Origin of the sequence: Alkalihalobacillus bogoriensis ATCC BAA-922 (assembly GCF_000621445.1) — a bacterium.
In the GTDB taxonomy this organism is placed as follows: Bacteria; Bacillota; Bacilli; order Bacillales; family Bacillaceae_F; genus Bacillus_AO; species Bacillus_AO bogoriense.
Genome location: NZ_JHYI01000006.1, coordinates 144,168 through 170,349 on the forward strand (window position 1 = coordinate 144,168; position 26,182 = coordinate 170,349).

Annotated in this window: 22 protein-coding genes and 2 other annotated features; of the genes, 1 reads left to right on the top strand and 21 read right to left on the bottom strand. The window is 36.3% G+C overall.

Going from position 1 to position 26,182, the window contains the following annotated elements; translation table 11 throughout:
* Window positions 1-12 precede the first annotated feature (12 nt).
* From infC to ytxC, 3 genes are all read right to left on the bottom strand, one after another.
* The gene (gene infC, locus T323_RS0100735; protein ID WP_026671575.1) at window positions 13-516 is read right to left on the bottom strand and encodes a translation initiation factor IF-3; all 504 of its coding nucleotides are present in this window, start codon (window positions 514-516) and stop codon (window positions 13-15) included.
* Window positions 517-636: 120 nt separating this feature from the next.
* Window positions 637-759, bottom strand: a sequence feature (ribosomal protein L20 leader region).
* A 167-nt stretch (window positions 760-926) separates the two neighbouring features.
* Window positions 927-2,891 (bottom strand): threonine--tRNA ligase, encoded by a 1,965-nt coding sequence (thrS, locus tag T323_RS0100740; RefSeq protein WP_373279309.1) that lies wholly within the window; start codon window positions 2,889-2,891, stop codon window positions 927-929.
* 21 nt (window positions 2,892-2,912) lie between these two features.
* Window positions 2,913-3,146 (bottom strand) — a binding site (T-box leader).
* Between the two features lie 67 nt (window positions 3,147-3,213).
* On the bottom strand, window positions 3,214-4,080 hold the full coding sequence (ytxC, locus tag T323_RS0100745; RefSeq protein ID WP_026671577.1) for a putative sporulation protein YtxC: 867 nt from the start codon (window positions 4,078-4,080) through the stop codon (window positions 3,214-3,216).
* 351 nt (window positions 4,081-4,431) lie between these two features.
* Here ytxC and T323_RS25565 point away from each other — a divergent pair, with 351 nt between their 5' ends.
* On the top strand, window positions 4,432-5,685 hold the full coding sequence (locus T323_RS25565; RefSeq protein ID WP_051556280.1) for an ATP-binding protein: 1,254 nt from the start codon (window positions 4,432-4,434) through the stop codon (window positions 5,683-5,685).
* An 80-nt stretch (window positions 5,686-5,765) separates the two neighbouring features.
* On the opposite strand, the gene mqnC is transcribed toward T323_RS25565, so the two are convergent.
* The 18 genes from mqnC to citZ all read right to left on the bottom strand — a co-directional run bounded on the left by mqnC (window position 5,766) and on the right by citZ (window position 25,989).
* On the bottom strand, window positions 5,766-6,872 hold the full coding sequence (gene mqnC / locus T323_RS0100755) for a cyclic dehypoxanthinyl futalosine synthase (protein ID WP_026671578.1): 1,107 nt from the start codon (window positions 6,870-6,872) through the stop codon (window positions 5,766-5,768).
* A gap of 69 nt (window positions 6,873-6,941) precedes the next feature.
* Window positions 6,942-7,868 carry a primosomal protein DnaI gene (gene dnaI, locus T323_RS0100760; protein WP_026671579.1) on the bottom strand — a complete coding sequence of 309 codons (927 nt, stop codon included), beginning with the start codon at window positions 7,866-7,868 and terminating at the stop codon, window positions 6,942-6,944.
* A gap of 20 nt (window positions 7,869-7,888) precedes the next feature.
* A complete protein-coding gene (locus T323_RS0100765; protein WP_026671580.1) occupies window positions 7,889-9,316 on the bottom strand; it encodes a replication initiation and membrane attachment family protein in 1,428 nt (475 codons plus the stop codon).
* 252 nt (window positions 9,317-9,568) lie between these two features.
* Window positions 9,569-10,039 (bottom strand): transcriptional regulator NrdR, encoded by a 471-nt coding sequence (nrdR, locus tag T323_RS0100770; RefSeq protein WP_026671581.1) that lies wholly within the window; start codon window positions 10,037-10,039, stop codon window positions 9,569-9,571.
* A gap of 77 nt (window positions 10,040-10,116) precedes the next feature.
* Complete coding sequence (locus tag T323_RS0100775; protein ID WP_026671582.1) at window positions 10,117-10,521, bottom strand: hypothetical protein; 405 nt, start codon at window positions 10,519-10,521, stop codon at window positions 10,117-10,119.
* 121 nt (window positions 10,522-10,642) lie between these two features.
* Window positions 10,643-11,032, bottom strand: a complete 390-nt coding sequence (gene speD, locus T323_RS0100785; protein ID WP_026671583.1) for an adenosylmethionine decarboxylase — start codon at window positions 11,030-11,032, stop codon at window positions 10,643-10,645.
* 294 nt (window positions 11,033-11,326) lie between these two features.
* The gene (locus tag T323_RS0100790; protein WP_026671584.1) at window positions 11,327-12,352 is read right to left on the bottom strand and encodes a glyceraldehyde-3-phosphate dehydrogenase; all 1,026 of its coding nucleotides are present in this window, start codon (window positions 12,350-12,352) and stop codon (window positions 11,327-11,329) included.
* Window positions 12,353-12,529: 177 nt separating this feature from the next.
* A complete protein-coding gene (gene coaE / locus T323_RS0100795) occupies window positions 12,530-13,123 on the bottom strand; it encodes a dephospho-CoA kinase (RefSeq protein ID WP_026671585.1) in 594 nt (197 codons plus the stop codon).
* Window positions 13,124-13,134: 11 nt separating this feature from the next.
* Window positions 13,135-13,800: a sporulation membrane protein YtaF gene (gene ytaF / locus T323_RS0100800; protein ID WP_026671586.1), complete on the bottom strand. Its 666-nt coding sequence runs from the start codon at window positions 13,798-13,800 to the stop codon at window positions 13,135-13,137.
* Between the two features lie 69 nt (window positions 13,801-13,869).
* A complete protein-coding gene (gene mutM / locus T323_RS0100805; protein WP_026671587.1) occupies window positions 13,870-14,694 on the bottom strand; it encodes a DNA-formamidopyrimidine glycosylase in 825 nt (274 codons plus the stop codon).
* An 11-nt stretch (window positions 14,695-14,705) separates the two neighbouring features.
* A complete protein-coding gene (polA, locus tag T323_RS0100810) occupies window positions 14,706-17,327 on the bottom strand; it encodes a DNA polymerase I (protein WP_035177172.1) in 2,622 nt (873 codons plus the stop codon).
* A 137-nt stretch (window positions 17,328-17,464) separates the two neighbouring features.
* The gene (gene hflC, locus T323_RS0100815) at window positions 17,465-18,394 is read right to left on the bottom strand and encodes a protease modulator HflC (protein WP_026671589.1); all 930 of its coding nucleotides are present in this window, start codon (window positions 18,392-18,394) and stop codon (window positions 17,465-17,467) included.
* Window positions 18,387-19,349: an FtsH protease activity modulator HflK gene (gene hflK, locus T323_RS0100820; RefSeq protein ID WP_026671590.1), complete on the bottom strand. Its 963-nt coding sequence runs from the start codon at window positions 19,347-19,349 to the stop codon at window positions 18,387-18,389. The genes hflC and hflK overlap by 8 nt, the downstream gene beginning before the upstream one ends.
* Window positions 19,350-19,693: 344 nt before the next feature.
* Entirely contained in the window at window positions 19,694-21,478 is a 1,785-nt protein-coding gene (gene pnpS, locus T323_RS0100825) for a two-component system histidine kinase PnpS (protein WP_026671591.1), read from the bottom strand.
* Complete coding sequence (locus T323_RS0100830) at window positions 21,465-22,190, bottom strand: response regulator transcription factor (protein WP_026671592.1); 726 nt, start codon at window positions 22,188-22,190, stop codon at window positions 21,465-21,467. Before T323_RS0100830 ends, pnpS begins: the two co-directional genes overlap by 14 nt.
* A gap of 186 nt (window positions 22,191-22,376) precedes the next feature.
* Complete coding sequence (mdh, locus tag T323_RS0100835; RefSeq protein WP_026671593.1) at window positions 22,377-23,321, bottom strand: malate dehydrogenase; 945 nt, start codon at window positions 23,319-23,321, stop codon at window positions 22,377-22,379.
* 177 nt (window positions 23,322-23,498) lie between these two features.
* Entirely contained in the window at window positions 23,499-24,767 is a 1,269-nt protein-coding gene (gene icd / locus T323_RS0100840) for an NADP-dependent isocitrate dehydrogenase (protein ID WP_026671594.1), read from the bottom strand.
* 106 nt (window positions 24,768-24,873) lie between these two features.
* Window positions 24,874-25,989, bottom strand: coding sequence for a citrate synthase (gene citZ, locus T323_RS0100845; RefSeq protein WP_026671595.1), 1,116 nt, complete (start codon window positions 25,987-25,989; stop codon window positions 24,874-24,876).
* Window positions 25,990-26,182 lie beyond the last annotated feature (193 nt).

Sequence of the window (26,182 nt, forward strand, 5' to 3'; positions counted from 1 at the left end):
ACTCCTACCCGATTACTTTTCAGTTTTGGGGGCTAGGATTAAAAACATGCTTCGGCCTTCCATTTTTGGCTTCGATTCAACAACCGCAATATCTTCACATTCAGTTGCTAAACGCTCCAACACTACTTTCCCAATTTCAGAGTGAGTAATGGCACGTCCTCGGAAACGGATTGCCGCTTTTACTTTATCGCCTTTTGAAAGAAATTTTCTTGCATTACGAAGTTTCGTATTGAAATCATGGTCTTCAATCGTTGGGCTGAAGCGAACTTCTTTAACGGCTGTAACCTTTTGATTTTTACGAGCTTCTTTATCTTTCTTTTGTTGTTCATATCTGAACTTTCCATAGTCCATGATTCGACAAACTGGCGGTTTAGCTGTCGGTGCAACCATAACCAAATCAAGATTTGCATTTTGAGCCATTTCTAACGCTTCTTGTTTTGTCTTTACTCCAATCTGATCACCATTAGCACCAATGAGACGAACTTCACGAGCGCGAATGCTCTCGTTTACCATCATGTCCTTACTAATATTGAGCCACCTCCAAAGGTTTTTAAAGACGGATTCAAAGCATATAAAGCGCAAACTACCGTTACTACGTTGTTTAACGTCACGAATTTTATTGTTATCTTAAAAATTCCAATAAAAAAAGTGTTGGCATATAAAACGCCCACACTGATCCTACTCATAAGACAAATCGTGAACCTGTTAACAGCCGTTTTGCGTCAACCAGGTGAGAAGCGGGCGCTTCTTCTTGCTTTGTGTCCATATTTAATTACTCATATACTGTATCACAAACAATAGAGTGTGTCAAACTAACAACTTTATTAGTTTAACGAAAAATTATTAAAATGGCAATCCTTTTTTTAAACTTTTCGTTCTGTTTTACTTTAGATGAAAACAGAACGAAAAGAATCTGCATAAATTATTTATTTTCCTTTGTTTTCAATTTGCTCAGTTAGCTGTGAAATAAACTGTGTTAACGGAATTGATTCTGATTTTTGTTCACCGTACTTACGAACATTTACCGCTTCATTTTCGATTTCTTTATCTCCTAATACGAGCATGTAAGGAATTTTTTGCATTTGAGCTTCTCTAATTTTATAGCCGATTTTTTCATCTCGTTCATCAATTTCTAGACGAACACCCGCTTGTTGTAACGCTTCACTTACTTTTTTCGCATATTCTAAATGCACTTCTGGCGAAACAGGGATGACTTGAACTTGAATGGGAGCAAGCCAAGCTGGAAATGCTCCTTTATATTCTTCAATTAAAAAGGCAACAAACCGTTCCATAGTAGAAACCACACCACGATGAATGACAACTGGCCGATGTTGTTTACCATCTTCCCCTACATATGTTAAATCAAAGCGTTCTGGTAATAAAAAGTCAAGTTGAACTGTCGATAATGTTTCATCTTTTCCTAACGCTGTACGAACTTGAACATCGAGTTTCGGACCATAGAAAGCCGCTTCTCCTTCAGCTTCATAATAGTCAACGGCTAAATCGTCCATTGCTTCTTTTAACATCGTTTGTGCTTTTTCCCACATCGCATCATCATTAAAATATTTTTCAGTATCTTCTGGGTCACGATATGATAAGCGGAACGAATAGTTTTCAATTCCAAAGTCACCATACACTTCTTGAATTAACCGAACAACACGGATAAATTCTTCTTTAATTTGGTCAGGACGACAGAAAATATGGGCGTCGTTTAATGTCATACCACGAACACGCTGTAACCCTGTTAAAGCTCCACTCATTTCATAACGGTGCATCGTTCCAAGCTCTGCAATCCGGAGAGGTAATTTACGGTAACTATGAATATCATGCTTGTACACCATCATATGATGTGGACAATTCATTGGTCGAAGAACAAGCTGTTCATTGTCCATTTCCATAACTGGAAACATCCCGTCTTGATAATGCTCCCAATGACCTGATGTTTTATAAAGCTCTGAGCTTCCTAATACAGGTGTATACACATGCTTATAGCCAAGGCGTTCTTCTTTATCAACAATGTAACGCTCAATAATACGACGGATTGACGCTCCTTTTGGTAGCCATAATGGTAGGCCTTGTCCCACTTTTTGTGAGTTTGTAAACAAACTTAGTTCCTTACCTAACTTACGGTGGTCACGCTCTTTTGCTTCTTCTAGTAAACGTAAATGTTCATCTAGTTCTGCTTTTTTAAAGAAAGCTGTACCATAAATGCGTTGTAACATTTGATTATTGCTATCTCCACGCCAGTATGCACCTGCAATACTTAGTAATTTAAATTCTTTTAATTTTCCTGTGGAAGGGACATGGACCCCACGGCATAAATCAAAGAAGTCACCTTGTTCGTATATCGTTACGGTCTCTCCAGCTGGAATCGCTTCAATTAATTCTAATTTTAGCTCATCACCAATTTCTTTGTATCGTGCGATTGCTTCTTCACGACTGACTTCTTTACGAACAATTTCAATGTTTTCACCAATGATTTTTTTCATTTCTTTTTCAATACGCGAAAAATCATCGGCTGTAATGGCCACTTCTGAATCAATATCATAGTAAAATCCATTTTCAATAACAGGACCAACACCTAACTTCACATTGCCATATAAACGTTTTACGGCTTGAGCAAGCAAATGGGCCGTGCTATGTCGAAGAATTTCTAAGCTTTCTTCAGAGTCTTGCGTTACAATTTCTATTTTACCGTTTTCTAAAAGTGGTGTGCGTAAATCAACCAATTGCCCATCGATTTTCCCTGCTAGCGCTTTTTTTCGTAGTCCAGGGGATATTGCCCCGGCAACGTCCTCCGTTGTTACTCCTTGTTCAAATTCTTTTATCGCCCCATCTGGAAACGTTAATTTTATTGTTGCTTCTGCCATCTCATTCAGCTCCTTTTTCATAATAAAAAACACCCATCCCAAAAAAGGGACGAGTGTTGGTCTCGTGGTTCCACCCTTGTTCTATACACCATTACTGTATATAGCACTTTACATCAGAATAACGGTCTGGGTCCGTTAGCGAATAGTAAAACAAACTTGTTCGTTCCTCGCTAAAGTTCAGAGGTGGTCAATCCTTTTTCGTGTTAGGAAGCTCCCAGCTAACCTTCCCTCTCTGAAAACCGTAAAAAAGACCGTTGTCCTCATCTTGACTTTTCGCATTTAATGTTTATGTAAGTTATTATATGAACAAGAAACAAGAAAATCAAGAGAAGAATGAATTTTTTTACTGAAATGCTTTAGGTACAGTAAACCACTGTCTTGAATGGATACTAACTCGTTCTTGAAAAATCGTTTGTATTGTTAGTACGACATCATTATCAATTTCGTCGGTGTAAATATGTACTTGCTCAGGTGACATACTTACGAGCGGGGAAACAACCATGTCATCAATATCAATTTCTCCTTCATAGACAAGGTCATTCTCTAACAAACGTTTCTTTTCTCTTCTGGTGATTTTTTGAAACTGTTCATTATAAAACAAAAACTTCTGATCATGAACTAAATGAATAATTTTTCTCTTAGGCTTAACGGATTGTAAATAATAGCGAAGACCTTCAACAATGTTTTGGTATTCCTGCTCCAATAAATATTCATCAATCGCCACTTCTACACAATCAATGAGCATTTCACCATATTCTTTTAAACGAAATGTTAGAAACGGCTCATAATAAAAAATCGTATCTCGGTCAAACCCTCGTGAGAATGCCTTATATAACAGGGCGTCCCGATTAAAAAACTTAGAAACTGATGGAATATCTTCTCTATCACCTTCTAATATTTCTTTTGCAATCATCGAGATTTGCTTTTGTTCTTCATGATCACTGAAGTAAAAAAGCGTTTCAATGATTTCACATAACCACTCTTCTTCTTTCGTGTCAATAACATGGTTTGTAAAAATCGAAACGAGTAGTGGATGAAAGGAATCATAAAAACTACTACTCGTATCATTGTACTCGATCAAGATTTTCGATAATCCCTCACACGAAATGGTCCCGACCCCTCCTAACTGCTCAAATAATTCCATGTGTCTTTTTAATTTTGAATAGATGATTTGACAATCATCCTGGGATTCAAAGTGGATTGAAATCACAATATCTCCTCCTAACCAATCAAAAATTCTATTTATGAGTAACTTCTCGTTATGTGTGCGCGAAGAATGGCTCTATTTCATTCCTATGACAAGCTTGAAAAAAAATGAATACAAAATCTGTCCACTCGTCTTTTTTCTTCTAACAATAGAAGGGTGCTTCTTAAAAATGAATCGTTATACATGATGATTGTGTAAAAACAAAGAAAAAACGCCTACCGATTCCGATAAGCGCTTGAATGGGACTTACCCACATTATATGAATCTTTTTATCTCCTATGACACTCTTTTACTATCAACAAACAAGAAAATATAATATGCTAAAGATAGAAACAAAAAAAAGTGAGTGATGAGATGGAGTATTATATTCAAACTTTGTTATTAAACGTCTTATTTTTATGTTTCTTTTTACTATTCGTTCCACTGCTTTTAGAAAGCTGCTCCATAAAAAAAATAACAAAATATAAAAAGAGCATCTTTGCCCTTTCGGCTTGTTTTGCAATTATAAGCTGCATTGCTGTTCCAATCTCCATTGATGATGGATTTATTTTTGACTTGAGACTTGTAGCCACCATTGTCGGAAGTTTATACGGTGGGGTTCCTGTCGCTGTTTTTTTATGGGCTATTAATATCCTTTTTCGCATGATAACTGGTGGACATGGTGCATATTCTACTATAATTGTATCTACCATTTTGATGATTATATCGATCGGTTTACATAAACGCTTTCTTTCCGGTTCGAAATTAAAAAAAATGACGATGACCGGATTATTAGCTATCGGAACTAGTATTCTCGTCTTCCTTGTCCTTACTCAACTAAACAATCTTGTCATCCAACCAAATGTTTTTATCACTTATTCATTACTCCAATTCATTTCTGCTATCATCATTGTTTACATATTAGAATTCATCCATGAAGCTACATTATTAAAGAAACAACTGTATAAAGCTGAAAAAATGGAAGTGGTTAGTCATCTTGCTTCTTCGATATCCCATGAAGTCAGAAATCCGTTAACTGTCGTTAAAGGATTTCTCCAAGTGTTACTTCAAACTGATTTACCAAAAGAAAAACAACACCAATTTCTCACATTATCTATAAGTGAAATTGACCGTGCTAATGACATTATTCGTGATTATTTAACTTTTGCCAAACCTGCTCCTGAGAATATTGAGATTTTTGATGTAAAAGAAGAGCTTTTTCGTATAACAGAATTAATTCGACCTTTAGCCAATATGAATTCTGTTTCAATTCGCCAACAACTTCATTCCGGATTAATTAAAGGAGAAACTCAACTATTCCAACAATGTCTCGTCAATATTCTGAAAAATTGTGTTGAAGCGATGCCTGACAATGGGGTTTTAACAATCGAAACGTATAGTACTAGTTCTACCATTACAATAAAAATTGCAGACACTGGTGCTGGTATGACAGAGGAACAACTAACAAGATTAGGAGAGCCATATTTTACGACAAAGGGGAGAAATGGTACAGGGCTTGGAATGATGACAGCCATAAGTATCATTCATACCATGGACGGAAGCATCCAAGTAGATAGTAAAATCAATAAAGGAACAACATTTTATCTTCAATTTCCAATAAGCAAATAACGAGGGTACATACTCAAACTTTAAAAAGCCTGCCGATTGTAAAAGTCGACAGGCTGAAGTTCTCTAAAAAAGCTTTCTAATTAATTTTGCATTACAAAATCTTTATCTGATGTTTCTTCGTCATGATAAACTTTAATAATATCGTATTTCGTCGTACGTTGCGCTGGGATTTTCCCTGCTTCACGAATTAATTGTAAAATTTGATTTGTGTTCACTTTATGTGTTGTTCCTGCAGCAGAAACGACATTTTCTTCCATCATTGTACTTCCAAAATCATTACAACCGTAAGAAAGTGATAGTTTACCTACTTCTGGTCCCATCGTAACCCATGAAGATTGGAAATTAGGAATATTGTCAAGGAAAATCCGGGAAATTGCAACATTTTTTAAGTATTCACGTGGAGGTGTTTTCTCTCCAGGAAGATTCGTATTTTCAGGTTGGAATGTCCATGAAATAAAGGCTAAGAAACACTCGGTTTCATCTTGTGCGTCTCTTACTCTCTCTAGATGAAGGGCTCGCTCTTCAAATGTTTCTCCTAAACCAATAACCATTGTAGCCGTTCCGTGCATACCGACTTTTTTAACCATTTTCATGCAATCGATCCACTCGCGCCAAGACGATTTAATTCGGCTTACACGCTTTCTCGTTTTGTCCGTTAAAATTTCAGCTCCTCCACCAGGAACAGAGTCAAGACCCGCCTCTTTTAATTCAGTTAACACTTCTTCAAGAGAAAGACCTGATACTTCTACCATTTTCCATATTTCTGCTGGAGAAAATGAATGCATTGTAATGTCATAACGCTTTTTTATATTTTTTAGCAAATCAGTATAATAGCTAAGTGGTAAATCGGGATTTGTACCACCTTGCATTAAAATTTCCGTTCCACCGACAGCTAATGTTTCTTCAATTTTATTAAAAATAACATCATCACTTAAAACATACCCTTCTTTATGGCCTGGCGGACGATAAAAGGCACAAAAACGACAATACGTGTCACAAAAATTCGTATAATTGACATTACGTCCAATTACAAAGGTCGTAACTGGATCTGGATGCCACTTTTTCATTATCGTATTTGCGGCTTCTCCCATTTTTTCGACTTCATCACTTTTATAAAGTGCGACTGCATCTTCAATCGATATACGTTCACCGCTTATAGCTCGTTCAAGAATATGATCTATGCTCATGTTATAACCTCCATCTTGTTACTAGTTTAATACTATCATACATGAAATCACTTGGCTAATTTCCAAGTATTATCCGCGGCGATTTACCCCGTCAATAAAGATAGGCACTGTATAGTGACGAATTCGCTCCATAATCCGTTTTGCTTTTAATTCCTCGTACCCACCTTTGTCTGAGTACGTCATATGTTCCTCTAGTTCATCTAGCGAATAATTAGAAGTATATAAGGTTGGTAGTTTCTCAAGCATTCGATGTTGAAGCACAACACCTAATACTTCATCTCGAATCCAGGCAGACATCGTTTCAGCACCTACATCATCTAACATTAATACTTGTGCTCTTTTTACACGATCAAGCTTTTCATTAAACGACCCATCTGATAAGGAGTGTCGCATTTCTCGGAAAAAATCGGGTGTGTATACTAACATCGTTTCAATCCGTCTTTCCTTTAATTCATTAGCAATAGCTCCCATAATATACGTTTTTCCAACACCAAATTTCCCATACAAATAAAGCCCTCTTGAGCTTTCTCCTGGAATCACGGTCGTTGCAAATTCATAAGCTGCTTGACTAGCCTCTAGACGAGAAGGGTTATCTGGATCAAAGGTATCGAATTTTGCATTCATAATTTCTTTTGGAATATATAAGCTTTTAATTAGTGATTGAAGTTTCCTTTCTTCATCCACCCTTAGTTTTAAATCACACGGGGCATATTCAAGATCGATGTAACTTTTCCTTATAATCAACTCCGGCTTAAATCCTTTAATTAAATTCGGACATTTTTCTAGACCGGGACAATGATGACATTGCTCAAGCTCTTTACTATATTGATGGAGGGAAGAAATACTCCTTTCAATCATATCAGTCGTAATATCTGGTTTTGAAGAAAGGAATGTCTGTATATGAGGGTTACGCAAAACTTCAGCTTTCATTTCTTCATATTGTTGTTTCATTTTGTCATTACTTAACATTTGTAATGCTGATTGGATTGACTCCACTTATTATCCCTCCTCATTATTCATTCATTATCTTTCTTTCGATTTTTTATCATCATTTCAAACTGCTTTTTCTTCCGTTCAAATTCTTCGTCCGTTTGCTCAGTCATTACCGTTTTTTCAACTTTCCCTTGTTTTTCTTCTACTAACCATTTTGGAAGTTTATCTTTTCTAATCGATTGTTTTGGTTTCGTTTTAGAAACCGGTGCTTTTTTTGCTTGCTGTTGAAATTCTGCTGCTTTTTTATGTTCATCTTTTGCTAGTTGCATTGCTTCAATCACTGTTTTTATTTTCTTTCGACTCCAATGGCCGGCTATTTTATCGACAAAAGCTTTCGACAACTTCATATCGTTTCGAAATAACGTGTAATCTAGCAATACATTTGCTACACCAGGGGTAAGTTGATAGTCTAATATCAAACTTTCTACAATTTTCGCATCAGCATCAGCAACTTTTGCTCCTTCTCCCCGACTTTCTAACAAGGCAATTGGTGATGTCGTTTCATACAACTTCACCATTCTTTCTTCTTCTGTCGATGGTTCTTTGTCCTTCATCGTTTGTAACGGAATCGGTTGTGTTCTTAATCCTAATGATGGGGGTTCTGAGCCATGTTCAAGTTTATACCAATCTTGCACTTTTTTTCTTAACATTTGCAAGTCAATCTCATCATCATGTATAACTGCTCTTTGAATAACACGACTCATTTCAAGTGGTTGAATACGATATACAAAAGCTAGTTTGACAATTGTCTCTCTTACGTCTTTAGTTAATAACTCTTTTGGTGCAATGATATTAGACAAATCCGCTTCTAGCAATTCAAAATCAAATTTAGACTCCATAAAGACAAGTGGATCATTTTTATCGCGTTGAATGAGGTCTTTTTCTTGCTCTATCTCCATAACATCTGATACTTCTGATTGATAATGTCTCACAATTTCAGAATGATGTAATGATGAAAATACTTCGTCAAAAGCCCTTGTAACTTCATGATAATCATCTTTGTTTATCGAATCAATTATAAATCTTTCCCGAACTTGCCGATATTTAGTTTTCCCAATGCGATTATATAAGAACACGCTTAACACATCATTTTGAAAAAATTGAAAAGGTGACATTGGCGGATGTAACTCATATATATACATTGAACTTTCTTCTTCTTTTTTCTTATAAGTTTTTAACAAGCCAATCCCTTCTAACTTCTTTCGTTGTTCATATATGTGCTGTAGAGGAACATCCATAACTGTCATTAAGTAACGATGGCTGTTTTCACCACTTATATAACGGTCAGTTTCTAAGTCACCCCATAACGTCATATACAAACTGTAGGCCATCGTTCCAATTAAGGGTTGATATAATAAAGTTAATACTTTTTGATCAAGTTCATGTAAATGATCGACTGTTCTAACGGTATACCGATCGATCGGTAGTAACTCAGTCCAATGCCAACTCATAGGAATCACCTTTTTTATCTAAATTTCTCTCTGATTCATAAGAAAAACGCGGGAGCGTCTTTTCTTTCAAACGAAGTGCGGAGCCCTGCCCGCTTTTGACAGTGAACCCCAAGTGCTCTTCTTGGGGTGAAACGCGCAGGTGCGCAGCCTTCGCTCTTCTTGAATAAGCTTTCAGAGCTTCACTGCTAGACCAAAACTTTTATACTCCCTCATATATTTAAAAAAGAGCTTTCAACACGACGTGTCTTAAGCTCATTTTCCAGTTTCTTTTTCTCGGTTCATAAATTGTTGCAACTCATTAATAAATACATTTATATCTTTAAATTGTTTATAAACTGAGGCGAATCGAACATAGGCTACGTCATCAACATCAGCTAATCGTTCCATGACTAATTCACCAACATCTTTACTATATACTTCATTTGTGCCTTTGCTTCGTAATTGACTTTCAACATCATTAACTACGCCTTCTAGCGTGTCTAATGATATCGAACGTTTTTCACAAGCACGGATGAGTCCTCGCACTATTTTTTCCCGACTAAATTCTTGCCGTGTTCCATCTTTTTTCACAACAATAAGAGGAACTTCTTCCACCGTTTCAAACGTAGTAAATCGAAAATTACAAGATTCACATTCTCTTCTTCTACGAATGGAGCGGCTTTCATGGCTAGGCCTTGAATCAAGAACCCTAGTTCCATTGAAATGGCATGCTGGACAACGCATAGTATCAACTCCACTTTCACAAAACGACATGTCTTCTATCTATAATAAAGAAAATTGTCCAAGAAGACAAGATGCGATTACAGCAATTGTTCTCCTAAACCTGAACCAATATATTGTAATTTTTTGTCTAATTCTTTATAAAGCGTTCGGATTACTTTTCGTGAATAGCCAAAATCAGTAAATAATACCGTTTCAGTACCAACCGAAAAATCTACAGCTGTTTTAAACGGCTTCACTTGGATTACTGTGACCGTAACAAAGGCTTTACGAGGTTTTAACATTTGAACATAAATTTCGCCACGTTCACTGTCTGCTTTTTTTATTTTATATCCGTCAAGCTGTTCAAACATTTCCGTTATTTCTTTAACTCCTCTGTCCTTTGTTGTCTTATAATATCTTGTTTTGAACTGTTCATCATAATGCTTTTCTGTCGTTTCTGAGTGGACACTAAATATATTTTTTATTGTTTCTTTAAATCCCATAATTATCCTCACCTATTCTTTTTGTTTCTTTCATCTTAATAGAAAATTGGGTTATGGGCAAATCGTTCTCTTTTTTTCCATAAAAAAAGAGGTGCATCAAATACACCTCTTGCTTTTTTTCTTAATAATTCAACGCTTGAACTTTTCGATTGTCAACTTTAACTGGACCCATACCTCTAGGAACTTCAATTACTTCACTCGTTTTCGCTTCTAGAGCTTTTGAAATGTATCCAGACGCTACATTTGGATCGATACGGTCTCCGCAAGTGTATACATCTATACTTGCATAACCATGTTCTGGAAAACTGTGAATCGTTAAATGTGATTCCGAAATAATAACGACTCCGCTTACTCCTTGTGGAGCAAATTTGTGAAACGCAACTTCCCTTACTTCTGCACCTGCTTCTAATGCAGCATCAACAAACACTCGTTCAATGAAATTCATGTCATTCAACTTGTCTACGTCGCAACCCCATAACTCTGCAATTACGTGACGACCCATAGTATCCATGTTGAATCCCCCTTTGTACTGAATTCATGCCTTCTCAAGCATGTAGGAACGTTATAATACCACGGGGGAAAGTTAGTCCGAAGAGGTCCTAACCCTTTAAGTAGCCAACGTTTCCTGTTTTTGCTTTAATTGAAGTTCACGAAAACTAGTATACTTGTTTTGATTTTGTTTTGCAATATTATTTTTAAACAATACCAAAACGAATACTTTCCCCCAATGTTTCCAATGTTTTCGTGAGATAGGGATTCACAGCCTATAAGTTATTGTGCACGTTTGATTTTGCTTTATGCGGGTCTAAGAAATTTCCTCATACACTCTTAATTGTTGAGCAACCATAGCAACAACATCAACAACACGACATGAATATCCCCATTCATTGTCATACCATGCAATGACCTTCACTTGTCTTTTCCCAATCATCATTGTCGATAAACCATCAATAATAGCTGAATTTTCATTCCCATTATAATCGATAGATACTAACGGTTCATCAGAATAACCTACAATCCCTTTTAGGTTTCCTTCTGCTGCCTTTTTTAGTGCAGTATTCACTTCTTCGACTGTCGCTTCTTTTTGTAATGTAAAGACACAATCGACTAATGAAACATTAGGTGTCGGAACGCGAAGTGCCATTCCATTTATTTTCCCTTCTAAATGCGGCAATACTTTTGCAATTGCCTTTGCAGCTCCCGTTGTTGTTGGAATAATTGATTGTGCACAAGCTCTTGCTCTTCGTAAATCTTTATGAGGATTATCAATATTTTTTTGGTCATTCGTATAAGAATGAACTGTTGTCATTAATCCCGCTTCAATTCCAAACTGATTATCTATGACTTTTGTTACTGGTGCTAAACAATTTGTCGTACATGATGCATTAGAAACAATATGGTGCTCATGAGTGTTATATTCAGATTCATTTACACCGTAAACAATCGTTTTGTCTTCATTTTTACCAGGTGCTGTTATCACTACTTTTTTTGCTCCTGCTTCTAGATGATAGCCAGCTTCTTCTTTTGAATTAAATTTTCCAGTTGCTTCAATGACGATATCTACTTCTAATTGTCGCCAAGGCAATAGCTTAGGATCTCTTGACTGAACTAATGAAATGACTTGACCATTGACAATCAGTTGTTTATTTGTCCAAGAAACGGTTCCTTGAAATGGGCCATGAATCGAATCATATTTAAGCATATGTGCTAATGTTTCTGCTGGATAAGACGCATTGATGGCCACAACAGAAAAAGCATCATTAACAATAGCTTTTCTAAATACCATTCTTCCGATTCGTCCAAACCCATTTATTGCAACTTTTGCCGTCATAAAGATAACCCCTCCTTGATTATGCTATACTATATTATCATTTATATTAAAAAGTATAACACATTGTTCTAGATGTGAGCTATTTTATTTTAAAAAAATAAAAAAACTTGGATATCCTTCGTATCCAAGTTTTTTTATCGCTAACAAACTATTTTGAACCGAAAAGCGATCCGATTCCTATTTGATGTTCCATTTTTTTAAAATTTGCAAAAGCTGTTGCTCGGTTTGCACGATTTCACCATTGTTATTAATCACTTCATCAGCTAATGCCACCTTTTCTTTTAAGGGCATTTGTGATTGAATTCTACTTACTGCTTCTTTTTCTGAACATTGGTCTCGGGCAACAAGTCGTGTAAGTTGTATATCTTCGTCCACATACACAAGAATGACTTTATCAACCATATGTGTTAATTTACTTTCAAACAGAAGGGGAATATCATAAGCAATATGCTCTACCCCTTCATTAAGTAATTTCGTTTTCCGGTCCGCCATTGTTTTTCGAACAGCAGGATGAACGATGGAATTTAATACAGCTCTTTCTTTTTCATCATTAAAAATAATCTCACCTAAACGTTTTCGGTTAATCGTGTTATCGGCAAGAAGAACCTCTTCACCAAAGTGCTCGACAATTTGCTGATATGCTTCTTGACCTGGTATGACAACTTCTCTTGCAATCATATCCGCATCGATAACAGGAATGTTATATTGTTTCAATATTGCGGTTACTGTTGATTTACCACTAGCAATTCCACCGGTTAATCCGATTATCATCTTTTTCTCCTTTATGAAAAGATATTCCATACACCAAGTAAAATGAGCAATAGTCCTGGGACATAAGAAAACTTTTGAACCCAGTATGAATCTGCGAAGCGATAGCCACTTTTCATTCCAAATGTGACGAATAAAGCGCTCATGCACGCTACACTAATCGCCATCACGATAGGTGAATAGCCAATTAACGCTGCACCAATTCCGGCACCAAATGCATCTAGAGATAATGCTATCCCTAATAAAAATGCTTCTCTTCCCGTAATTGTCCCTGATTTATCAAAATCAGCTTCCATAGGTTTTCGTAGAATTCGTATGACTAATCCAAGCATTTTAATTTCAAAAGCAACTATCACTTTTGTTTCTTGGTTCTCTTGTACTTCAACAGGTTCAGGTTCTTGTTCATTAGCAGGTTTTTTTAGTCCTTGGTAAACAGCCCACGTCCCAATTAGAATTAAGATGAGCCCGCCAATCATTTCAGCAATACTCGGGGACATGTACGTTTGTATGAAAGTACCAAACCCCATCGCAATTAAGATAGAGACCGCTGAACAAATCGCGATTAATAAAAGTGATTTAATTGGGAGTCGCATTTTTCGTAGACCGTATGTTAAACCTACACCAAAACTATCTAAACTCACTGCTAAAGCTAATACAAGTAAAGAGAGAAGTTCGACCATTGTAAAAGCTCCTTCCACCTAACTAAAAACTGATAAGATAGTATATGGCCAGAGCTAATCCAATGTACTTCATTTTTGGCAACGATGGCAATAATGCGTTCCTCTTCCTCCAACAACGATTTTTGTAATTGACGTTCCACAAACACGGCAAGGTTCATTTTCCCTTCCATAAACAAGCAAATATTGTTGGAAAAACCCCATATCTCCTTGACCATTTACATAAGACTTAATCGAGCTTCCTCCTTGGTCAACAGCTTCTTGTAACGTATGAATAATTTCTTGATGTAGCTTTTCGGCTTGCTTCTTCGTAATATCCTTTGCAAGTGTTTCTGGATATATATTTGCTCGAAATAAAGCTTCGTCTACGTAAATATTTCCTAAACCGACGACTGTTTTTTGATCCAATAGTACTACTTTCACTTTTCGATTCGTATGTTTAAAGGAAGATAGCAATAATTCCGGTGTGAATTCAGAGGAAAACGGTTCTACCCCTAGTTGAGAAAGAGGCATCACTTTTTCTTCTTCACCTTTCACAAATAAATGCATCGTTCCAAATTTACGAACGTCTTGGTAACGCAATTCAGTTTTGTCTGTAAAGGTAAAAATAACATGAACATGTTTGTTTATATCGTCTGTTTTCTGAAATAAACCATATCTACCTTCCATTCTTAAATGTGAAACAAGAACATAGTCGGTGAAAACAAACTTTAAAAATTTCCCTCGCCGATCAATTTTTTCAATCGTTTGTCCTTGTAATAAAAATTCAAACTGTTTTATATCATCTGGTTTTTTTATTATTTTAGGCCAACGAATGTCCACGGAATCAATTGTCTTGCCTATGACTAATTGTTGTAACGTTCGTTTTACTGTTTCTACTTCAGGTAATTCTGGCATTGGAATTCTCCTTATTTTGCATCATACCAAGTATTTCCATACTCAAGTTCTACTTTCAAAGGAACTTCTAACGGTAATGCTTGTTCCATGACTTCAGGAACGATTTTTTTCATCATTTCTAGTTCATCTTTTGGCACTTCAAAAATTAATTCATCGTGTACTTGTAACAATAATCGACTTTGAAGCTTTTCCTTTTCAAGCCTTGTTGCCATGTCGACCATCGCTTTTTTAATAATGTCAGCCGCTGTTCCTTGAATCGGTGTATTCATCGCTGTACGCTCGGCAAAACTTCGTAAATTAAAATTGCGACTCGTAATATCTGGTACATACCGACGACGATGAAGCAATGTTGTGACAAACCCTTTTTCTCTTGCATGTTCTACAATATTATCCATATATTCTTTTACTTTCGGATATGTTTCAAAATATCGGTTTATAAATTCAGCTGCTTCTTTTCTCGTTATGTTTAAATTTTGCGATAATCCATAATCGCTTATTCCATATACAATACCAAAATTTACTGCTTTTGCTCCACGTCTCATGTCAGAAGTCACATCATCTTCCTTAACATGAAACACATCCATAGCCGTTTTCGTATGAATATCCATATTTTCATTAAAAGCGGAAATTAATTTATCATCTTTTGCAATATGGGCCAGAACTCTTAATTCAATTTGAGAATAGTCGGCTGCTAATATGAGCCAATCATTTTCGGAAGGTACAAACGCTTTTCTTATTTTCCGCCCTTCTTCAAGACGAATCGGAATGTTTTGTAAATTAGGCTCTGTTGAGCTTAATCGTCCTGTTTGAGTAAGTGCTTGGTTAAAAATCGTATGAATTTTGTTCGTATCTTTATGAATGACTTTTGTTAAACCTTCGATATAAGTCGATTGAAGCTTTCCAAGTTGACGATAATGAAGAATTTGTTCCACTATTTCATGTTTATCTTTTAGCTTTTCAAGAACATCAGCTGAAGTAGAATAACCTGTTTTTGTTTTTTTTAAAGCAGGGAGTCCTAGTTTTTCAAATAAAATTTCACCTAACTGTTTTGGTGAATTAATATTAAATGACTGACCAGCTAACTCATGAATCGAATGTTCAAGCTTTGCTAACTTTTCAGCTAATTCCTCACCCATTTTATCGAGGACAGCTGTGTCGACTTTCACTCCTGTTGCTTCCATCTTCCCAAGAATGACAGAAAGCGGCATTTCAAGCTCTTTGCACAATTCATATTGCTCATTTTCCTGTAATTCTTTTTCTAATGTTTCTTTTAACTCATACATCGTTTGCGCTTTTCGTATTAAATGTTTTTCAAGTGTATCTTTTTCAGGTACTTTTCGTTTTGCTCCTTTCCCATACACAGCTTCATCATAATCAACAAGCTGGTTGCCTTGTCGCTTACTAATATCCGCTAGTTCATGAGAAGAAACAGAAGGGTCTAATATATAGGAAGCAATTAAAAAGTCAAAATCAATGCCGTTTAATTCAATGCCTTGCCAGCCTAAGGCAACGGTTGCTTTCTTAGCGTCAAATACCCATTTCTTATTATCACTTTTTGCCCACGCATAAAATGCTTCTGATTGAAGTGCTTTTTCCGTTAAATAAAACTTACCCTTTTCGTTTGCTATCGCTACTCCAACAATGTCAGCTTGATGGTAGTTTTCCTCTAATACTTCAATGACTACTGCTGCTGGGCTGCTTAGTTGGTCTGTTATTTCAGAAATAACGTCATACTCGACTTCTTCTTTCGTCATCGTAGATTGTTGTTCTTCTCCACCAACACGTTCTAATAAAGAGTTAAACTCCAATTCTTTAAAAAGCGTAATAATCTCTTGTTTGTCTGGATTTTCAAACGTCATCTCGGAAAACTCAATATTGACGGGAACATCTCGGAAAATTGTTGCTAATTCTTTACTCATCAATGCTTGTTCTTGATTTTCCTCTAATCGTTCTTTCATTTTTTTGCCTGATATTTTATCAATTGATTGTAATACTTCTTCAACAGTATGATATTCTTTCAATAATTTTAATGCTGTCTTTTCCCCAATCCCTGGTACTCCTGGGATATTATCTGAACTATCCCCCATCAATCCTTTCATATCAATGATTTGTTCAGGTGATATTCCGTATTTCTCATAGAGCACTTTTTCATCGTATGTTTCTACATTTGTTATTCCTTTACGCGTTAAAGAAACTGTGACATGTTTTGAAACAAGTTGTAGTAAATCTTTATCTCCTGAAAATACTTTTACATCCCAATTTTCCTGCTCCGCTCGTTTTGAAATCGTGCCAATAATATCGTCTGCTTCATAGTTTTCCAATTCAAAACGAGAAATGTTAAATGCATCTAATACTTTACGAATATACGGGAATTGCTCTGACAGCTCGTGGGGTGTTTTTTGACGACCGCTTTTATATTCTCCATATGTATTATGACGAAACGTTGTTTTCCCTGCATCAAATGCAACCAGCATATGTGTCGGCTTTTCTTCTTCAATGATTTTTAACAACATTGTTGTAAAGCCATACACAGCATTTGTATACACACCTTTCTCATTGTTTAACAAAGGCAACGCAAAAAATGCTCGGTAAGCAATACTATTTCCATCTACTAATATGAGTTTATTCAACATAAACCCCCCGCTTTCTTCTTCATTCTCGAGTAGCTTCATTTTATCATATCAAGGAGCGAATGAAAAAAAAGAGGACGACTCAATTTTCTCATTGAGTCATCCTACTTTTAATACCTTCGATTCGATTTTTCTCATTCTTACTCGAGTCCACCCATTAACAGCCGTGCATATGGAGAATTCGCTGGTAAAACAATGACAGTTTCATCATCGATTGTTGTTTCATAAGACTGTAATGTTCGATATAAATTATAAAATTCAACATCTTGGCTAAATGCTTCATTATATAGCTTAGCAGCTTCAGCTTCACCTTCTGCTTCGATTTCAGCTGCATCTGCTGTCGCTTTTGCAATCATCTCTTGAACTTCTTTATCTGTATTTGCACGAATCCGATTGGCATCAGCATCCCCTTGTGATAAATATTCTTGTGCTGTTGAATTCCGTTCAGAAATCATTCGTCGATACACCGCTTGTTCGTTTTCCTCAGGTAAATCCGTTCGTTTCATTCGAATATCTGTAACCGAAATCCCGTATTGATCCCGTTCAAGCAAATCATTAACACTATCACGCACACGTTCATTAAAGCTCCCACGCGTTGAACTCTCATCATTAATAATTTCATCGTAATTTAATTGTCCTAACTCTGCACGAATAACAGAGAAAATAAAATTAGCCATTATCGACTCCGCATTTTCAACTGAACGTGCATTCGAGATCATTAATTGTGGATTATCGACTTTCCAAACGGCATAATTATCGACTAGCATTCTCTTTTTATCTTTTGTATTAATTTCAGCAGGAGTGACGTCATAAATCATTTGATACTTTGGTAATGTCGTAACCGTTTGAATAAACGGAATTTTATAACTTAAGCCTGGCTCTGTTTCCACTCTTACCACTTCACCAAACTGTCGAACAATCTTATATTCTCCTTGTTGAACAATAAAAAGATTGCTTACAATTGTCGCGATAATAACAATAATAATCGCGATAGTAATTCCTATTTTCGAATACTTTTTCCACTCGTCACCTGGTCGACGTTCATTAATATCTACAATATTATCACTCATTCGAAGTTCCTCCTTCCTGTACCGGCTGCGTTTGTCGCTCAAGAGGTCGAATAGGTAAATAATTCACCGTATCATTATTGCTATCCAAGATATAAATCTCTGTTCCCGGTAACACCGTTTCTAATGTTTCTAAAATAAGGCGACTTCTTGTCACATCAGGATTGTTTCTATACTCATTGTAAAGAGCATTAAATCTAGCTACATCCCCTCTTGCTCTTTCAATTCGCTCTGACTTTGTTCCTTCCGCGCGAGAAATGAGGGCATCTTTTTCCCCTTCTGCTTCATTAATTAATTGATTTCGGTATTTTTCCGCTTCATTGACTTTTGTTAATCGTTCTTCACGTGCATCTGTTACTTCTGTAAATGCTCGCCTTACTTCTTCATTCGGTAGTTCAACATCTTGCAGTTTTACATCCATAACAGAAATCCCAATCTCATAATGTTCCATCAGTTCAACTAAATAATCTCTTACACTTGCCTCTATTTCAGGTCGTTGGTCTGTTAACACATTATCAATTTGAGAGCTTCCAATCACACCACGCAAAGAGGCTGATGTCGCATTATACAAAATTTCCTCAGGCTTATCAGCATTAAATAAGTATTGTTCTGGGTTTGTAATTCTCCATTGAACAATTAAATCTGCCAATAGTATATTTTCATCGCCAGTAATCATCTTTGCTTCATCCGTATATTCCAGATTACCGTCATCACCTTCACGATAACCTACACGCAAAGCAAATGTTTGTCTTGGTAAAACCTCAACTTTTTGAATTGGCCACGGCATTTTAAAGTGTAATCCTGGTTCTGTCACCGTATCTTCTACTTTACCAAATGTAATCAGTGCTGCTTGCTCTGTTTCATCGACTATGTACCAACCTGTTACTAAAAACAAGGCCAATATCGCAATAACAACTAACGATACAAACCCGATGATTAATTGTTTAATTGTAACCATATCTTCCCCCTTAATTCTTCTTTGTCATCTACTCTTTCATACGAAAAGAGTATGAAAAGGTTTCACTATTATTATAATATACTAGTGTAAAAGATTATAGAATTGTCTACTTCCAATTCATTCTATTTCTATCGAATATAAATCATATTTTTCATAAAAAAAAGGACGAAAGCTAAAGGGGGTGCTTTCGTCCAACAAGGGGATGTAAAACAACTTTCGTAAACACTCTGTAGGGATGAGAATAAACAGGGTGTTTACTGGCATTGATGAAACCGTTCTTTGTCATTATAATCGCTTAGAGTAAAGGAGAGATAAAGCTAGTATTAATTATTTGTAAAGAGTTTTTACTCCATTTCCGTAGAATGTTTATTTAACCGAATGAAAAATGTCGTCCCTTTTCCAACCGTACTTTCCACATGGATCTTTCCATGATGTGCTTCAACAAGATGTTTTACAATCGCTAAGCCTAATCCAGTACCGCCTGAATTCCGGCTTCTCGCTTTATCGACACGGTAAAACCGTTCAAATATACGAGGTAATTCCTTCTCACTTATCCCAATACCTGAGTCTTTAATTTTGATTTCAATACATTCTTGTCCATATGGAACAGCTTCTACATATAAAAAACCTCCCGCTGGAGTGTACGTTAATCCATTCGTAATTAAGTTAATAATGATTTGTCGTATGCGCGTTGGATCTCCATCAATACATAAATCACCGTCAACTCGGTATTCAAGCATAATTTCCTTTTCTTCCGCTTTTCCTTTTAACAGCAATACAACATCTTCAATAATTTCAGCGACATTCACCTTTTGCCAGTTTAATTTGAAATATTGTTGCTCAATTCTAGATAACTCTAATAAATCATGAATCAAACTTTGAAGGCGTTCGCTTTCTTTCCAAATAATTGTTAAAAACTTTTCTCGCAACTCTTTTTCTTCCATTGCACCGTCTAACAATGTTTCAGAAAATCCCTTAATCGAAGTGACCGGTGTTTTTAACTCATGAGATACATTTGCGACAAAGTCTTTTCTTACTTGCTCTAATTTCTTTAACTCTGTAATGTCATGAAAAACGAGAGCGATCCCTTTTAGTTTTCCTTCTTCACTCATAATCGGTGCCCCGTATACATCAAAGTGGCGAACTTCTAAATAAAAGGCTAATTTCACTTGTTTTCGCTGCCGTTTTTCTGTTATGAAAATATCTTGAACAATTTTAATAATTTCTTTATGAACGATCACTTCATGGTACATACGGTTTAACCATTGATCCGTATTTTCTTGAAAAATGTCACGACATGATTTATTAATTAACGTAATGTCACCACGGGTGCTTATAAAGATTAGGCCACTCCCCATGTTTTCAATTAATGTTTCCATTCGTTCTTGCTGTATTTGATGTCGTCTCGTTACTTGGTCTAAATTATACGCTAACACGTTAATCGATCGACTTAATTGACCGACTTCATCTTCCCTACCTTCTACGGTTCTTGCTTTAAAATCACCATCAGTTAAGGCATTAGCCACCCTTGTTGCTTCTTCAATAGGTCCAATCATTTGGTTTGTAATCCGATAAGTAACAGAAACGATAACCAAAAATGCCATGGATATACTCACAACTAAAACAGACCATAAGTTTTTTGTAACATCACTTAGCGCTTTAATCGGAACACCTAGTCGAACAAATCCAATTAATTCTGTATCTACATACAACGGCATCGCATAATACAATAAATCAGCTTCCACCGTGTCACTATACCGAATTTCATGTCCCCCTCCATCTTGGAGAGCTTCTTGAATTTCTGGTCGCAACAAATGATTGTCCATTGTTATTGGATTAGCATGTGATTCGGCAATAACGGTACCGTCTGTTTTTATTAATGTGACTCGTGCTTCTAACTTTTCACTTACATCAAATGCTAATTGCTGAATGTCTTCACCTCGCTCAAACTCCAGATTCGCTACAGTATAGGCAAGCATTTCTGTCTCTTTTTCCATTCGGTCTGTTAAATGATCAAAATAAAAACTATTAAATAATTGTCCAATTACAAAACCTAACCCGATTAACACTAAAAGAGTGACTGACAAAATATAAATCGTTAACCGGGAGCGAAACTTAAACTTGGCCATTTAATTGGGGCTCCTCAAGTTTATACCCTAACCCACGAATAGTTTTAATATAAATAGGTTTTTTTGTATTTGGTTCAATCTTCTCACGCAAATGGCTAATATGAACATCTACAATTCTCGTATCGCCCACAAATTCATAATTCCAGACTGCATTTAACAATTGGTCTCTCGTTAAGACTCTTCCTTTATGGTTAGCTAAATATAATAATAATTCAAATTCTTTTGGTGTAAGGTCCATTGGAATTTTATTATAAAGCACCTCATAATTGTCAGGGAAAATTTCCACTTCTCCGATTTGAATAATCGTATCGTCAGACTGATTTCCTTCTTGAATTGTTTGCACTTGACCGACACGACGCAAAATTGCTCTTACTCTAGCTACTACTTCTCTTGGACTGAATGGTTTTGTCATATAATCATCTGCTCCAAGTTCCAACCCTAACACTTTGTCAAACTCATCATCTTTTGCTGTAAGCATAAGAATAGGGGTCATAATTTTATTTAAGCGCATTTGCTTACATACATCTAACCCATCGATTTCTGGAATCATTAAATCGAGTACAACTAAATCAAATTGCTGATTTTTTGCTAGCTGAAGAGCCGTATTTCCATCCATTGCAGTTACTACATGAAACCCTGCTTGTTCTAAATTAAACTGTAATAAAGTAACGATTGATTCTTCATCATCAACGACTAAAATTCTCTGTGACATGTTTGTCCTCCATACGTAAAGGAATTTATAATATTAATTTAGATTATAGCAAAGTAATGTAAAGGTAATGTAAATTTTACAATATATCCTGCACAAATTACAATTTCTCTTATAGGATCGCTCATCTCGAATCTAAAGAATATTAAAAAAAGCAAGATGAGAATCCCCATCTTACTTTTTCTTCGTTTATTCTTTTGGTAAGGCAGTCATCACATTTCTTACAGACTCGACAGATTTATCGAGGGCCGCCTTCTCCTCTTCTGTTAAATCCAACTCAACGACTTTTTCAATGCCATCTCCACCTAGTATTGTAGGGACACCAAGATAGATGTCATCGTATCCATATTCTCCCTCAAGGTATGCAATCGTTGGGATGACTCGTTTTTTATCTTTTAAAATCGCTTCAACCATTTGCGTTAATGCAGCCGCAGGAGCGTAATAGGCACTTCCGTTTCCTAGTAGCCCAACGATTTCTCCACCGCCTTTACGAGTCCGTTCTACAATCGCATCTATCCGATCTTGTGGTATTAATTTTTCTAAAGGAACTCCACCCGCAAAAGAATAGCGAATTAAAGGTACCATATCATCACCATGACCACCTAATACAAATCCCGTAATATCCTCTACTGACAAATTTAACTCTTGTGCGACAAATGTTCGAAACCGAGCTGTATCTAGAACTCCAGATTGTCCAATGACTCTGTTTTTCGAAAATCCTGATTCTTTAAAAACAGTATATGTCATCGCATCAGCGGGATTCGTGAGAACAATAATGTAACAGTGTGGAGAATGTTTGACGACTTCATTCGTAACTGCTTTCATAATTTTTGCATTTGTACTTACTAAATCATCACGACTCATTCCTGGTTTTCTCGCAATGCCAGCAGTGATAACGACAACATCAGAATTAGCTGTATCTTCATATTGACTTGTCCCAATAATATGTGAATCCACGCCTTGAACTGGTGTCGATTCTAGCATGTCCAACGCTTTCCCTTTTGTTGGACCTTCCATTTGTGGGATATCGACTAATACAACATCACCAAGTTCTTTTTGGGCAACCATCAGGGCCGTAGTAGCTCCTGTAAAACCGCCACCAATCACTGATATTTTTCTTCTTCTTATTGCCATTTCTTCTCACTCCTTGTCTTTTTGATGAGCTAAGTACATGAAAAGAAGAAAAAGAGGCTTAGAACAACAGTATTTTATTTAACGAGAAAGAGCTAATGCATGAAAGGTCATGCATTGTTTCTTTCTCAGTAAAACACTTTAGTATGTTCAAGCCTCATTTTTCTCATGTAAATCGGATTATAGGTTGTTGATTAATTCATTTGCAAATTCAGAACATTTTACTTCTGTTGCTCCATCCATTAGACGTGCAAAGTCATAAGTAACAACTTTACTTGCAATTGTTTTTTCCATAGAAGCCATAATTAAATCAGCTGCTTCTGTCCATCCTAAATGACGAAGCATTAATTCTCCAGATAATAAAACAGAAGATGGGTTTACTTTATCCAATCCTGCATATTTTGGAGCTGTACCATGTGTTGCTTCAAAAATAGCATGGCCAGTATCATAGTTAATGTTTGCTCCAGGAGCAATTCCAATTCCACCCACTTGGGCAGCAAGAGCATCAGAAATATAGTCACCGTTTAAGTTCATTGTTGCAACAACATCAAACTCAGCTGGACGTGTTAAGATTTGTTGTAAGAAAATATCAGCAATCGCATCTTTAACGATAATTTTACCAGCAGCTTCAGCATCAGCTTGTGCTTGGTTTGCTGCATCTTTTCCGTCACGCTCTGCAATCGCATCATATTGAGCCCATGTAAATACTTTTTCACCAAATTCGCGCTCAGCAAGCTCATAACCCCAGTTTTTGAACGCTCCTTCAGTAAATTTCATAATGTTTCCTTTATGAACAAGCGTTACACTTTTACGGCCTTCTGTAATCGCATAATTGATGGCAGCACGAACTAAACGCTCAGTACCTTCTTGAGAAACCGGCTTGATTCCTAATCCAGAAGTTTCAGGGAAACGGATGTTTTTTACGCCCATTTCGTTTTGAAGGAAATCGATAAGTTTTTTCACTTCATCGCTTCCTTTTTGATATTCAATCCCAGCATAAATATCTTCAGTGTTTTCACGAAAAATCACCATGTCTGTATCTTCTGGACGTTTTACTGGTGATGGTACACCTTGGAAATAACGAACAGGACGTAAGCACGTAAACAAATCTAATTCTTGACGAAGCGCAACATTAAGTGAACGAATTCCTCCACCGATTGGCGTTGTAAGTGGTCCTTTAATCGCAATTATGTATTCGCGAACCGCATCTAATGTTTCTTCTGGTAACCAACTACCAGTTTGGTTAAATGCCTTTTCCCCAGCTAAAATTTCTTTCCACTCAATTTTCTTTTCGCCATTATACGCTTTTTCAACAGCTGCATCTAGTACTCTTGAAGCGGCAGCCCAAATATCTGGTCCAATCCCATCTCCTTCAATATAAGGAATAACTGGATTATTCGGTACATCTAGTACTCCGTTGTTAACTTTAATTGCATTTCCCATTTGCATTTCCTCCCTCTACTATTAAACAATTCACTATCTCCAATAGGAAAACTCAATTATCCTATTGACATAACTATATACTTGGAGGTTAATGTCCTCCAAGTAATATGGATTAACGATTTTCAATTGAAATATATGATTGCTTTTCAGGACCAACATATTCTGCACGCGGACGGATAAGTCGGTTATTGCTATATTGCTCTAAAATATGGGCTAACCAACCTGACGTACGACTCACTGCAAAAATTGGTGTGAATAAATCATGTTTGATCCCAAGACTATGGTAAACGCTAGCTGAATAAAAATCAACATTTGGAAGTAAACCTTTTTCGCCCGTTACGATTTCTTCAATTTTTACAGACATTTCATACCATTTAGGTTCACCTGTAATTTGCGTTAATTTTTGTGACATTTCACGTAAATGCTTTGCTCTTGGGTCGCCATCTTTGTACACGCGGTGACCAAATCCCATAATCTTTTCTTTATTATCTAGAGCTTTGCGAATGTATGGTTCAACATTTTCTACTTCCCCAATTTCAGAAAGCATTTTCATTACAGCTTCATTGGCTCCACCATGTAATGGTCCTTTAAGAGCACCAATCGCTGCTGTAAGTCCAGAATACATATCTGAAAGGGTCGCCACACAGACTCGAGCTGTAAATGTAGAAGCATTTAACTCGTGGTCAGCATGTAACACTAGTGCTTTATTAAACGCATTAACCGCAATTTCAGAAGGTTCTTCACCTGTTAACATATATAGGAAGTTAGCAGCAAATCCTAAGTCTTCTCTCGGAGCTACAGGTTCCTTTCCTTCACGAATACGTGAAAACGCTGTTACAATTGTTGGAATTTTTGCTTGTAAACGAATTGCTTTTTTACGGTTTACTTCTTCATCCATCGTATCAGCATCTTCATCATATAAAGCTAAACTTGAAACTGCTGTACGTAATGCTGCCATTGGATGAACGTTTCCATTTGGATAATTTTTCATATAATCTGTGATTTCTTTTGGTAGACTTGCATTTTCAGCAATTTCCTTTGTTAACGTTGCAAGTTCTTCAGCGTTTGGTAAGCGACCATTCCAAAGAAGGTAAATAACCTCTTCAAAACTAGCATTGTCCGCTAAATCGTCAATGTTATATCCTTGGTATGTTAATACACTGTCAATAATTGAGCTAACGCTCGACGTTGTTGCAACAACACCTTCTAATCCACGAGTAGTACTCATCTCAACCTCTCCTTTATCCTGTTTTAGCATAAGCATAATCAATTCGGAAACGTAAATGCTTACATTTCCATCTGGAATAGATACTTAAATCTACTATTATGTAGAAAGGAAGTTTACAATCAACTTCATTATAAACATAATTTAATCTTTTGTGAACGTTTAATGTCTGAGAACAAGTTGGCGTTAAAATGTT

Excerpts from the sequence above, each read along its gene's own strand:
- mdh (WP_026671593.1), bottom strand. The coding sequence starts at position 23,321 with ATGGCAATAAGAAGAAGAAAAATATCAGTGATTGGTGGCGGTTTTACA.
- T323_RS0100775 (WP_026671582.1), bottom strand. The coding sequence starts at position 10,521 with ATGGGATTTAAAGAAACAATAAAAAATATATTTAGTGTCCACTCAGAA.
- mqnC (WP_026671578.1), bottom strand. The coding sequence starts at position 6,872 with ATGAGCATAGATCATATTCTTGAACGAGCTATAAGCGGTGAACGTATA.
- hflC (WP_026671589.1), bottom strand. The coding sequence starts at position 18,394 with ATGAGTGATAATATTGTAGATATTAATGAACGTCGACCAGGTGACGAG.
- T323_RS0100765 (WP_026671580.1), bottom strand. The coding sequence starts at position 9,316 with ATGAGTTGGCATTGGACTGAGTTACTACCGATCGATCGGTATACCGTT.
- mutM (WP_026671587.1), bottom strand. The coding sequence starts at position 14,694 with ATGCCAGAATTACCTGAAGTAGAAACAGTAAAACGAACGTTACAACAA.
- polA (WP_035177172.1), bottom strand. The coding sequence starts at position 17,327 with ATGTTGAATAAACTCATATTAGTAGATGGAAATAGTATTGCTTACCGA.
- pnpS (WP_026671591.1), bottom strand. The coding sequence starts at position 21,478 with ATGGCCAAGTTTAAGTTTCGCTCCCGGTTAACGATTTATATTTTGTCA.
- speD (WP_026671583.1), bottom strand. The coding sequence starts at position 11,032 with ATGGATACTATGGGTCGTCACGTAATTGCAGAGTTATGGGGTTGCGAC.
- infC (WP_026671575.1), bottom strand. The coding sequence starts at position 516 with ATGATGGTAAACGAGAGCATTCGCGCTCGTGAAGTTCGTCTCATTGGT.
- T323_RS0100830 (WP_026671592.1), bottom strand. The coding sequence starts at position 22,190 with ATGTCACAGAGAATTTTAGTCGTTGATGATGAAGAATCAATCGTTACT.
- nrdR (WP_026671581.1), bottom strand. The coding sequence starts at position 10,039 with ATGCGTTGTCCAGCATGCCATTTCAATGGAACTAGGGTTCTTGATTCA.
- hflK (WP_026671590.1), bottom strand. The coding sequence starts at position 19,349 with ATGGTTACAATTAAACAATTAATCATCGGGTTTGTATCGTTAGTTGTT.
- T323_RS0100790 (WP_026671584.1), bottom strand. The coding sequence starts at position 12,352 with ATGACGGCAAAAGTTGCAATAAATGGGTTTGGACGAATCGGAAGAATG.
- citZ (WP_026671595.1), bottom strand. The coding sequence starts at position 25,989 with ATGAGTACTACTCGTGGATTAGAAGGTGTTGTTGCAACAACGTCGAGC.
- coaE (WP_026671585.1), bottom strand. The coding sequence starts at position 13,123 with ATGATAATCGGATTAACCGGTGGAATTGCTAGTGGTAAATCAACAGTA.
- icd (WP_026671594.1), bottom strand. The coding sequence starts at position 24,767 with ATGCAAATGGGAAATGCAATTAAAGTTAACAACGGAGTACTAGATGTA.
- T323_RS25565 (WP_051556280.1), top strand. The coding sequence starts at position 4,432 with ATGGAGTATTATATTCAAACTTTGTTATTAAACGTCTTATTTTTATGT.
- thrS (WP_373279309.1), bottom strand. The coding sequence starts at position 2,891 with ATGAAAAAGGAGCTGAATGAGATGGCAGAAGCAACAATAAAATTAACG.
- ytaF (WP_026671586.1), bottom strand. The coding sequence starts at position 13,800 with ATGGTCGAACTTCTCTCTTTACTTGTATTAGCTTTAGCAGTGAGTTTA.